General features: G+C 37.7%; 10 protein-coding genes. 3 read left to right on the forward strand and 7 right to left on the reverse strand.

Translation table 11 applies throughout. The features are described 5' to 3' along the window. Positions 1–68: 68 nt before the first annotated feature. The 3 genes from yfcE to VIO64_RS16445 are packed head-to-tail and all read right to left on the reverse strand — an operon-like array spanning position 69 to position 1,918. Positions 69–614, reverse strand: coding sequence for a phosphodiesterase (yfcE, locus tag VIO64_RS16435; RefSeq protein WP_331920204.1), 546 nt, complete (start codon positions 612–614; stop codon positions 69–71). Positions 615–648: 34 nt separating this feature from the next. Then, the gene (locus tag VIO64_RS16440) at positions 649–1,401 is read right to left on the reverse strand and encodes a YdcF family protein (protein ID WP_331920206.1); all 753 of its coding nucleotides are present in this window, start codon (positions 1,399–1,401) and stop codon (positions 649–651) included. Positions 1,402–1,414: 13 nt separating this feature from the next. Beyond that, positions 1,415–1,918: a DUF1648 domain-containing protein gene (locus tag VIO64_RS16445; RefSeq protein ID WP_331920208.1), complete on the reverse strand. Its 504-nt coding sequence runs from the start codon at positions 1,916–1,918 to the stop codon at positions 1,415–1,417. Between the two features lie 332 nt (positions 1,919–2,250). On the opposite strand from VIO64_RS16445, the gene VIO64_RS23140 reads away from it, so the two are divergent. Both VIO64_RS23140 and VIO64_RS16450 read left to right on the forward strand, forming a co-directional pair. Beyond that, positions 2,251–2,766 carry a CBO0543 family protein gene (locus tag VIO64_RS23140; protein ID WP_414705295.1) on the forward strand — a complete coding sequence of 172 codons (516 nt, stop codon included), beginning with the start codon at positions 2,251–2,253 and terminating at the stop codon, positions 2,764–2,766. A gap of 131 nt (positions 2,767–2,897) precedes the next feature. Beyond that, a complete protein-coding gene (locus tag VIO64_RS16450) occupies positions 2,898–4,823 on the forward strand; it encodes a GGDEF domain-containing protein (RefSeq protein WP_331920210.1) in 1,926 nt (641 codons plus the stop codon). Between the two features lie 143 nt (positions 4,824–4,966). Here VIO64_RS16450 and recR read toward each other — a convergent pair whose 3' ends face one another. The 3 genes from recR to VIO64_RS16465 all read right to left on the reverse strand — a co-directional run bounded on the left by recR (position 4,967) and on the right by VIO64_RS16465 (position 8,651). Beyond that, entirely contained in the window at positions 4,967–5,566 is a 600-nt protein-coding gene (gene recR / locus VIO64_RS16455; protein WP_331920212.1) for a recombination mediator RecR, read from the reverse strand. A gap of 13 nt (positions 5,567–5,579) precedes the next feature. Further along, on the reverse strand, positions 5,580–5,921 hold the full coding sequence (locus VIO64_RS16460; RefSeq protein WP_331920214.1) for a YbaB/EbfC family nucleoid-associated protein: 342 nt from the start codon (positions 5,919–5,921) through the stop codon (positions 5,580–5,582). Positions 5,922–6,131: 210 nt separating this feature from the next. Next, positions 6,132–8,651 (reverse strand): glycoside hydrolase family 9 protein, encoded by a 2,520-nt coding sequence (locus VIO64_RS16465; protein ID WP_331920215.1) that lies wholly within the window; start codon positions 8,649–8,651, stop codon positions 6,132–6,134. Between the two features lie 386 nt (positions 8,652–9,037). Between VIO64_RS16465 and VIO64_RS16470 the strand changes: the two genes are divergently transcribed. Further along, entirely contained in the window at positions 9,038–10,696 is a 1,659-nt protein-coding gene (locus VIO64_RS16470; protein WP_331920217.1) for an endo-1,4-beta-xylanase, read from the forward strand. A 122-nt stretch (positions 10,697–10,818) separates the two neighbouring features. Here VIO64_RS16470 and dnaX read toward each other — a convergent pair whose 3' ends face one another. Then, entirely contained in the window at positions 10,819–12,462 is a 1,644-nt protein-coding gene (gene dnaX, locus VIO64_RS16475; RefSeq protein WP_331920219.1) for a DNA polymerase III subunit gamma/tau, read from the reverse strand. Between the last annotated feature and the right edge of the window lie 5 nt (positions 12,463–12,467).

A 12,467-nucleotide genomic window follows, 5' to 3' on the forward strand; every position in this document is an offset into this window, starting at 1 on the left:
TTGTCAATAGGAATATTAATATTATTAATATTCAACTTAAAATTATTAATACTCATACAAGTTTTCCCTTAAATAAGCTTAATATTTTTATAAATATTACCTTCAAAATCTTTAATTTCAATCATGTTATTGAATAATACCGCATAGGAATTTGGACTTTCTTCCTTAGGAAATGTAATGGAGCCTGGATTAATAATGTAAATTTGGTTCACATTATCTGCCTTCGGAACATGTGTGTGTCCATAAACAAAAACATCACCTTTAGAAAGCTTTGGTAAATTGTTCTCATTATAAATATGCCCATGTGTCAGGAAAATCCTTTTTTGCCCATATAATATAGTTGAGTATGCAGCCATTATGGGGTAATCCAACACCATTTCATCTACCTCACTGTCGCAATTCCCTCTGACTGCAATAATTTTATCTGAATATCCGTTTAAGAGCTCTGCTACTCCTTTTGGGTTGTATTCTACAGGCAATGGATTTCTAGCTCCGTGATACAGCTCATCTCCAAGTATAGCGATAAATTCCGCTTCTTCCTTGTGAAACGCCTCGATGGCTTTCTTAGCGTAAAACAGCGATCCATGAATGTCAGAAATCAAAAGTAACTTCATATATGTCTCCTTGTCCTGCTGTAAAATTTTTTAATTAATACCATTTGGACACCAGAATACCCAAATATTCTTTCACTGTAAGATTTATTTTTGATAGTGCCTCTGCATTAGGCACCAGATCATTTAAAATAAAATGAGTTTTTAAATTGGTCTGATAATCAGTTGGATATGGTATCACATCAATGTTCATCTTTTCAAATTGTATTACAGACCTATGCATATGAAATGCAGAAGTCACTAAAATCGGACTTTTAAACGAGTACCTGTTCAAAACATCTTTTGTCAAATTTGCATTCTCTGTGGTATTACGGCTTTCACTCTCTGTTATTATCTTATCCTCCGGTACTCCAAGTCCCATAAGAATTCTTCTCCCTACAACTGCATCAGAACCTGTAACACCCTCCACACTTCCTCCTGATATAATTATAGGTACCTCAAGTTTCCTGTACAGTTGTGCACATGTAAGCAGCCGGTTGGCAGCATATCCTGATAAATGTCCCGGCCCGTTAACCCCCGGAGTATCGGAAGTAGCCCCTCCTCCAAGCATTATGATTACATCCCCTCTTGCCTCTACCGGAGGAGTATATCTCTTTTCCATTGTGTGAATAATCCTATCGCTTACCAAGGGAATGGAGGATAGGTACAAAAATATAGCTAAACTCAGGAACACAGGCCAAACCCTTGATTTTTTCCTAAAGGCATATATTGTTATCAGAAGCAGTGCTACAATAAATATGCCCGGCGGCAGTATAAATGTTTGATAAATAAATTTAACAAAATAGATCAATTGCTTTGCCCCCTTACCTATTTCTAATCATTTTTAAAAAGTGATATATAACTGTTCCAAACAATAAGATCAAAAACACAGGAAGAAACCACACATCCATTCCAGGCTTCCTATTGTGGGCAACCAGTATGGTTATCCACTCGATATATCCAAAAACAATAATAATTTCCGCCTTAAGCCATAGTATCATTTTTCTCGCATTTTGGTATTGAAACTTTGCATTATCCTGGGTTATCTCAACAAGATAATTAAAGGTATGCGGAAATCTTGCCACTAGTGTCAGCATTACGTATATAAAAATCATAACAATGGGAATATAAATCAATTTGATTTTGTCTCCCCATGAATCGGGGCTTCCCGAAATACCGAAATGAATCGGTATTCTGTCCGGCAGGCTCATCCAGTTTATAAAAAGAACTACAATGATAGCTCCAATACAAAAAATACTTATTCCTTCGAGGACTTTTTCCAGTAGTGAGAATTGTATCTTAATGGATGGACGATCATTCTTATTCATTGAACCCCCCCTTATTCTTAAATATAAAGCATAATTAACAATACCAAAATAATAACATATATCAAATAAAAAAGCCATGTCCCCACGTTGAGCCAAGAATAATTTCCATTCATTACCCCATATGCCTATTTTCTGAAATACGAAGAACAAAATAAAATCATCTCTAGTAAAAATGCAGATTAATTTAACAACATAATTGTTTTCTATACACCACATACTATGTTTATTATTTTATATATAATTCAAGTTAATAAATGTAAGCTTTTGCACATTAAAGTTTTAACACTCTTACACTTGGCAGAGCATGAATAGAATGCATAAAGGTGAAATAAATGAATTATATTCTGATAAGAATTATATCAGTTTCTATATTTTTAGTAAGTGCCTATAAATGGGGAGATTGGAAAAATTGGAAAAAGTACTATCCTACTATGTGTTTTGTCGGTATGGCGGATTTAATTTATATTGCTGTGTTTAGTGATAAGCCTTTGTGGGACTTTCCAACTAATTTTTTAATATCCCCACTTGATGAACTGCTATTAATATTTGGTTGTTTCTTTCCCACTACATTAATATTCTTATCCCATTACCCTAAGAAACTATATAGTCAAATTGCTTATAACAGTATGTGGATAGGAATTTATATGGCTTTAGAACTTATTAACTTAAAGTTTAATACAATAGAGTATTCCAATGGATGGAATATATGGTGGTCACTTTTGCATAATACTATCCAATTTCCATTAATTGCTCTGCACCATAAGAAACCCATACTTTCATGGATTATAGCATTTATTTATCTTGTGGTCTGTATGAAAATATTTAATGTTCCTTTTCTGGTTTTTTAGCCATACCCTAAATAGAAGGATTATTTAAAAAAATATCGAATATAATCGAATATATTTATATAAATTTTGCCAGTTCTCGCGTTTATACTTGCTTCAACTGAAATACCTTTTGTATGAAGGGGGATGACATATTGTTTCATAATGGTAGGAAAACTATAGGATTATTTGTAAGCGGTTTTCATAACGAATACCCAAGTTTGTTTATACCGTCTGTTTCAAGGGAAGCAGAAAAGCTAGGCTATAATGTGGCAATATTTAATTTTGTCGGTAAGATATCTATGTCTGAAGCTTATGGAAAAGGTGAAATAGGACTTTTAGATATTATACCGTTTGAAGAATTGGATGGCATTATTATATTGGATGATATCTTTGTAATTCCCAGCTTTCTTGATGAAATATACAGCCGCATTGACAATAGAACAACTTGTCCGGTAGTACATAAGGCAGCCAAGAAAGAAGGCGGTTATCATCTCCAGCTTGATCATGGAAAGGGAATTGAAATGGTCATGAGGCATTTTGTGCTGGATCATGGTTTTACCAGGATTTACTACATGTCCGGCCCATTGAATCATCCTGATGCCATTACCCGGCTTGCAAGTTACAAAAAGTTTATGAAAGAATATCAGCTGCCATATGATGAAAAATATGTTTTTGAAGGTGATTTTTGGACCACGTATTGCAATGAAGCAGCAGGTTATTTTTTAACAGTAGAAGAGAAACTTCCCCAAGCCATAGTCTGTGCTAATGATTATATGGCTATCGGGCTTTGTGATGCATTGATCAAAAGAGGAATTAATATTCCAGGTGATATTGCAATCTCTGGCTTTGACAATATCTGGAAGACATCTGTTCATATCCCTTCTATTACAACAGTAGGTTTTCCAATAGCAGACATCGCAGTTCAATCCGTTCACATAATTGATAATGCTTTAAATGGTTGTTCCCAGGAAAAAGTATTTAAAGTTGAACCTGGCCTGTTTTGTAATAACTCTTGCGGCTGTGCGCCTGAAGATTTACATGAAGCATTAAAAAAGCGCAGCACCCTGTTACAGGAATACAGTTATCTTATGGATACCACATTTGTAGATATGTTTGTTATCATTTTGGAAAACATGAAGGCAGGCACAATAATGGATATACGAAAGATATTTTACACCTTTGTCCACGATTTTAAGGATTCTCATAGGGTAAGTCTTTGTCTATATCAAAACGATAAAGGCGTAAGATCCTATGAGGAACCAATCCAAATGATTACGGATACTATTTATGTGGCGGCTTCCGTGGATCGTATCAATCCAAAAGAACCGATATATAAGGAAGATTTCTGCATTCCGGCAAAGAATATAATTGATACGGACAGCTATAATGATGAACCGATAATATGCCAATTTATTGATATACATTTTGAAAAACATCTATTTGGGTATTTAACAGTCTCCTACAAAAATCATGCGACTTCTACCAGTTTTGCTGCATTATTTGCAGTAAATTTGGCAACAGCAATGGAGGCTATGTTAAATAAAACTAAGATCAATTCACTAATCTCCAATTTGGAGGAACTAAATATCAGAGACCAATTGACAGGAGTGTACAACAGAAGAGGATATGAGCTTCTTTCCGAAGACATCTATCAGAACGCTGTTAAAAATCAGAAAGATATGCTTTTTATGGTCATGGATATGGATGGTCTTAAATATATAAATGATCATCATGGACATTCAGTTGGAGATCAGGCAATCGTACTTCTGGCCAGTGCACTTAAGAAGGCTTCTCGCCAAAATGAGCTTATTGCCAGGGTTGGCGGCGATGAGTTTTATATTATTGGCAATGACTATTCGCAGGAGATATTTGACGACTTTATAAAACGATTTACAACCATACTGGACCTTTTATGCAGGGATAATATGCTGGAATTCCGCATTACTGCAAGTTATGGATATCAAGTTCTGCCGCCGGAAACAGGAAAAAAGGTAAAAGACTACATTGAAATCAGTGATAAGCTTATGTATCAGATAAAGAATGAAAGAAAGAATAAAAATTTGTATAGCTTCAGATAGACATTACTATATACTCGATTATAAGGATCCATCAAATCCCTGTATCCATAATCTTTTCACTTAATCCTTAAAACCAAATAAAAAAGCCACGGTTCAAATGCAATTTCTATCGCACTTTTCCCATGACTACAAATCTCTCTACACTAAAGCTCCCTGCGGCCCTCTAAGGCCTTTGCCAATGTTACTTCATCTGCATATTCCAAATCACCGCCGACAGGTAAACCGTGTGCTATTCTGCTGGTCCTGATTCCAAGAGGTTTTAAGAGTTTGGAAATATACATGGCAGTTGCTTCACCCTCAATATTGGGGTTTGTAGCAAGTATTACCTCTTTAATACTGCCTTGTCCAATTCTCACCAACAACTCCTTTATTTTTATATCCTCAGGTCCTACTCCATCCATAGGGGAAATTGCCCCATGCAGAACGTGGTATAATCCCTTGAACTCTCTTGTTTTCTCCATTGCAACAACATCACGGGGATTTTCAACAACACATATGGTAGTATTATCCCTTGAAGTACCACTGCATATCCCGCAAGGATCTATATCCGTCAGATTGTTGCACACAGAACAATACTTGGTCTTCAGCTTGGCATCAATAATTGCTCCGGACAAGCCTTCAGCCTTTTCCATAGGCATGTTCAAAACATGAAATGCCAACCTTTGTGCTGTCTTATGCCCTATACCGGGCAGCTTTTCAAACTCTTCAATTAGCCTGGCTACTGGAGCTGAATAATAATTCATTATTTATCTCCTACTAAAACAATCCCGGGAATCCGTTAAGGCCACCTGCAACCTTACTCATTTCTGCATTTACCATTTCATCCGCTTTTCTTATAGCCTCGTTAACTGATGCTATAATGAGGTCTTGAAGCATTTCTACATCATCGGGATCTACAACCTCAGGCTTTATATCAATTTTAACCAATTCTTTTTTGCCGGAAACAACTACAGTTATTGCTCCACCGCCTGCAGTTACTTCCACTGTCTTCTGGTGAACATCCTCCTGAACTTTTTCCATATCCTTTTGCATCTTTTGAGCTTGCTTTAACAAGTTATTCATGTTGCCCCCAAAACCGGGGAATCCACCTTTACCCATTATAATTCCTCCTATATATTATCTTGAACATTTATATTATACAGTAATCACTAAAACATATACAACTTAAGTTTTAAAAATTTAATAAATTTAATAAATTATTCATGAAAAATTATTCATAAAAATACAAGACACCTGCGACTAATAAGCTGCTGGCCAGCCGCAAGTGTCTTGCTTATATCAATATGAATTATTTATACAATCACAAATTTAAGCCGTAATCTTGGAAATACTTACCGGACTATAATCACTTGATACCTTTCCAAAGTATTTGGCTACAACAATAACATCGCTCATGTTAATAGATCCGTCCTTGTTTAAATCACAATCGGGATTGTATTTCGCGTCAGTGGATATAGAGTTAAACACTTTGGAAATCTCTACAACATCCTTTATGTTTATAGCATTATCCGAGACACCATTTACAGGTATGTCTCCCGCCCACATAACGGCAGGTGCCGATGAAGTGCCTACAAAGTATACAAATGAACCTTGCAGGTTGTCTATTTTCCTTGTCAGGAAGCCGGACTTGCTGATAAGCAGGCTGAATATGTAATTTGATGAAGACGGTAATTTAATATTCGGAATATAAAAATAACCCTTATCATCAGTTACTGCCTTAAACGATGTTCCTTCAACAGTAACAGTAAATCCTGCCTTCAACTCAGAGCTTGTAGATGAAACAGCCGACTCCGGTGAAACATATCCTGATACACTGCTATAGTCACGAGGCAATCCGGTTACAAACGGAGTAGGTGAAACCGGTGTGGGGGTTGAAGGAGTAGGGGTTGTCGACGGAATCTGTGTGCTTGGTCTTGTGCCGTCAGGCTCAATACCATAAAGGAGTTTTCCGCTGGCATAAACAGGCATATTGGGGTTATCCTCAGTCCCTGCCGCAAAGCCCTTATATGAGTAGTCGTTAGTTCCATCCCATTTAACCCCTGAAGGTCCTGCAAGCACTACCTGAGCTTCTTTTCTGAAAGAAATGGCTCCACCTGGGACAACAGTTACTCCGTTAAAGTCAATGAGTGCATAGTATATATGTTTTGATTCATCATATGGGAATATTCCGCCGGATTTTCCTCCCTCTGCGTAGTTAATTGTTACAGTAACATCTTTGTATGTACGTCCTGCAGCATAAACTTCTGAAAGATCCATGAAATATTTGAACGAAAGGTTGTTGTAAGAACGTGCCGGCCATGCTGATTTATTATAAAGCATTACCTTGAAATCTGTCTTGCTGTCTGAAGAGGTTGCTGACCCACTGATATATACCTCAAGCCCAGGCTTCTCAATTGCATTAAATCCGCTTATTGGCTCACCGCCAAACTTGTCATACATTCTTGCCAAAACCGCAGCAAATCCTGCGTTATAGTCACATGCAACCTCATTGTTGGTATAGTTGTTTGTGCTATCATCATAATCGTCAGAAACGCCTGGTCCACCTACAAGTGCTCCATATAATATATGCCTGTGTTTGTCGGGTATATTAAAGTTATCTCCCCATGATCCGTGTGCTGCCCTGTGATGAGGATGCTGAGGCGGGTTGGTACCATATCCTACCACATAACTTCTTCCTGTGCTTCCAAGTGCATAATCCACCTGAGTCTTGGCAAAAGACCTATAAGTAGCGGTCTTTGAAGTTGGACATTCTGCTGAATCAGCATAGAGATCTGCTATAAAAGCACAAGTTGTAGCATATCGCAAAGATCCCCATCCATCTATAAAGACCATTCCCTTTGGCGAATACTTTGCACGTTCTCCATTAGCACCAGTTGTAAGCCAGTCCAGATGGTTTTCCATTACTTTCTTATAGATATCTTTCTTTGTAATCCTTGCAAGCAATAAGGATGCCCCAATATGTACATCATCCCAGCAATGAGCCCACTTATATTTTATAGTGGTTGTTCCCATTTCGGTACCCCAGTTTCCTACGTAGGATTCAGCCTTATCAAGGAATGACGAATCCCCTCCTGCAAGATAAATCCATGTTCCTGCCCATGAGAATTCATCCCAGAAGGAGCTGTGGGATTTATAGAAATTATCTGCTACAGGTGAATATGCCGCATCACTCTTTGTGGATTCTGCAAATGCGAAAAGCTCCTTTGCATGCTTTAAACAATTTGCCGCATATGTAGGATCCACATCCTTAAACACAATGGAAGTAGCAGCCAAAGCCGCTGCTGTTTCTGCGGATACCGTTGAAGCACCACTGGAAGTAGTAGCTTTATATGAAGGTCTTTTCAATGTCATAACTTCGGGTGCTCCCCACCAGTTATGGTCAGAAATACCGTCACCCACCTGGAAATAGTAAACATTAGGAGATGGATGGCATTTAATAAAATAATCTGCTGCCCATTTGATGCTGTCCATAACATATTTGTACTGACCGCTTTTAACATATGCATCCTTATCTTCATAAACGCTCCATGCCAACATTGCAAGGGTATAGGCCATAGGCAGATTGAACTTGACATGGTCACCTGCATCAAACCACCCTCCTGTAAGGTCTAGTCCTGCATCGGCACCATCTGTCGTAGTAGAATCTCCACGCCAGTTATCCCTTTTGTCATCCGGAAGCTTACCCGATCTCTGGAACTCATAAAAAATCAACGATTTTTGCAATGCTTCCCCATAGTTGAAATTTGAGGCGGCACTGTACGATGCTTGCGGTACCAGCATTCCTACAAATATCGAGAACATCACAAGTAAAGATATTGTCTTTTTCATTAAAACAATCCCCTTTCTACAAAATATTAATTAAACTTAAACAATAATTATTAATGAAGAAACAGAAACAAGTATAGAATTGAATATTATATGATGGAATTTGATATGTAGTATGGTATAGTATTTATTAGTAAATGTCTCTTTCATTTTTTAATTTCTGTCAAATTATGGTATATACCACCACAATTTCTCAATCGTTAATCTACCACTCCTCTCCAAAAAATATGCGTCACAATATTTCTCAAATGCTTGTTATAGTTATATTATATTTGATTTTCATAAATATTTCTATCAAAATCTATTGAAGGGGGGGGGAAGTTGCGTATAATATATATATATAAGTATATTATGTAAAACTATCTAATTTTATTTAAGGGGGTAAATTTATGAAGCTTAAAAAGGCTTTAAAAAGCTTTACGGCCGTAGCATTATCTGTTTCTTTAATGGCAGGATTGCAATTCCCAGTATCACAGCAAGCCAATGCAGAGCTTGTTAGTGGCGAAAAGTTTCTAGGTAATGTTATTGCCAGCAAAATTCCGGCAGGTTTTTCTACCTATTGGAATCAGGTAACACCTGAAAATGCGAGCAAATGGGGTCCAGTTGAGGAAACTCGCGACAAAATGAACTGGGCTAACGTTGATCTTATCTATGATTATTGCAAAACCAACAAATATCCATTCAAATTCCACACTTTAGTATGGGGAAGTCAGGAGCCTACATGGATGACAAGTATCCCTAACGCTGAAAAGAAAGAAGAAGTATTGGAGTGGATGGATGCTGTTGCAGAAAAATACGGAGATTCGGAGTTCATTGATGTTGTAAACGAACCTTTACATCAGCCGCCATCTTTTAAAGATGCAATAGGCGGCAACGGTTCTACCGGTTGGGACTGGGTTATCTGGTCATTCCAGGAAGCAAGAAAGAGATTTAAGGGAAAGCTCCTCATTAATGAGTATGGAATCATAAGCGATCCAGGTGCAACTAACAACTATTTAAATATTATTAAATTACTTAAAGACAGAAACCTTATTGACGGTATAGGCATACAGTGCCACCAATTCAATATGGATACTGTTACAACAAGCACAATGAGAAGCGTTCTAAATTCATTGGCTGCTACAGGACTTCCAATATACGTTTCCGAGCTTGACATGACCGGCGATGACGCTACCCAGTTAGCCAGATACAAGGAAAAATTCCCTGTTTTGTGGGAACATACTGGAGTAAAAGGCATAACCCTTTGGGGATATATCGAAGGAACTACATGGAAAGAGCAAACACATCTACTTACACTTAGAAACGAAGAACGTCCTGCACTTAAATGGCTAAGGGAGTATTTAAAATCCACGGTAACTCCATTGCCGACATTTACTCCAACACCTACACCCACACCTGACTTAACAGTGAGGGATGCAATGAAAGTTATTGAGGCTGAGAATTATTCATCTGTAAGTGCAGCGACTATAGAAAAATCCGTTAACGAAGATGGTACAGTCAATTTGGGATACATATCTAACGGAAACTATGTTACATACAGCAATGTGGATTTCGGTACTGCAGGCTCAACCTTATTCAGAGCCAGAGTTGCATCAGGATCACAATCCACCACAAATATCGAGGTACGGTTAAATAGTGAAACCGGCACGCTTTTGGGTACTCTATATGTTAACTCAACAGGTGGTTGGAATGTTTACACTGAAAGTTCTACCGGTATCAACAAGGTAACAGGAGTCAACAAGATAGTCTTGAAGTTCACTGGCCCCGTTAACCTTGACTGGTTCACCTTCTCTGCAACAGCTAAACCGTCAGTTGGACCTACTGTAACTCCTACGTCGACGCCAACTCCTTCGTCAGCAATAAAAACACCTGATTTAAACGGTGACAAAGTAGTTAATATGGCAGACGTTATTCTCATGGCTACTGCTTTTGGTGCAGTTTCCGGAGAAAGCAAATTCAAACCTGCATACGATCTGACTGATGACGGTGCAATAAATATGGCCGATGTAATAGTTATCGGTAAAGTGTTTGGCCAGACAATCGCTTAGTGATAGATATATATCATTAGACAATAAAAAGCTCCTGACAAATAGTATTTCATAAACTTTTGTCAGGAGTTTCTTCGTATTTTGAAATTTTCTTATATTCTGCACAAAATTCTACAGCAATATTATTCATCAATGATATTTACCGGCATTTCAAACTTGTCCACTAATTCCCGGGCTAGCTCATCCTCGTCCTTTTTTTCCTTTTCCATATTGTCTCCAAGACTATCCTCATCAAAACACTTTGCCTTTACATCCCTACCCAATCTTTCTTTTAAAGCATTCTCAATGAACTCAATGTTTTCAGCCTTGGACAGAATTGTCTTGGCAAGCCCTTTTCCCGGCCCCAGCACAACGCCAATAGTCTTACTTCCCAGCTCTATTGCTTTTGTATCCAACAAATTTGCATAAAGAACCATTCTTCCCATTTTCCTAAAGTCATCAATTATTTGCTCCCAGCAGTCTATCGACTTTAGAGAGTTAATATCAACTTTAGATACGTCAACATTTTCATGTTGTGATGAGACTGGCTTTTTAGCTTCCTTCTTATCCACCACTTGATCGCTGCCGTTTTTTATCCCTCCATTACCTGAGAAACTCTCCATTTTACTGAATTCACCGTTCTGCAGTTTGTTTTCAAGTATGGAGAGCCTTTCGATAATATCATCCTGAAGTTTGTTAAAATTGCTGTCACATATTTTTATCAAGGATAGCTCAAAAAGAATCCGAGGATGCTTCGACCATTTTATATTAGCCTCCAATGATGAAAATTCCCTAATTGTAAGCATGATCTCTTCCTTAGAAAAAAAACCGCTCTGCTTTTTCATTGTATCAAGCACATCATTCATAACATCTATTACTTCCTCAGGCTTGTCCGTAAGCTTACAAACTAAAAGATTTCTATAGTAAAATATCAAATCGGACAAAAACTTGGAAATATCTTTTCCGGCCATAATAAGCTCATCTATAAGAGCAAGTATTCTATTTATATTTCTGTCCCTGATTGCTTCTACAAATTCTGAAATAAAAGTGTCGTTGACAATTCCCACAACCTTCAAGGTATGCTCGTAAGTAATATTTTTATCCCCTTGTGAAATACACTGGTCAAGTATACTTATTGCATCTCTTAATGCACCGTCGGATAGCTTGGCAATAAGCCTGGAAGCCTCCGGATCCAGCACAACCCCGCTTGAACTGGAAATAGTCTCTAATCTTTTCACTATGCTGTCAATTGGTATCCTTCTGAAATCATACCTCTGACACCTTGACAAAATTGTCGCAGGCAGCTTGTGAGGCTCTGTTGTAGCAAGAATAAAAACCACATGTGACGGCGGCTCCTCAAGTGTCTTAAGCAAGGCATTAAATGCTCCGGTAGAAAGCATATGTACCTCGTCTATTATATAAACCTTAAATCTGGCCTGAGATGGTCTATAAATCACCTCATCCCTTATTTCCCTCACATTATCAACGCTGTTGTTTGATGCCGCGTCTATTTCTATAACATCCATGATACTGCCCGAAAGAATCCCCTTGCATATATCACACTCATTACAGGGATCGCCAGCCTTAGGATTCAAACAGTTTATAGCCCTAGAAAAGATTTTGGCCATTGTAGTTTTTCCTGTACCCCTTGTACCGCAAAACAGGTATGCATGTGCTATATGATCTGTAACTACACTGTTTTTAAGCGTCTTAACTACATGCTCCTGCTCAACCACATCTTCAAAAAGCAGAGGTCTCCATTTCCTGTATAAAGCTAAATATGACATATTAT

The sequence above is a fragment of the Pseudobacteroides sp. genome, assembly GCF_036567765.1.
Lineage (GTDB): Bacteria > Bacillota > Clostridia > Acetivibrionales > DSM-2933 > Pseudobacteroides.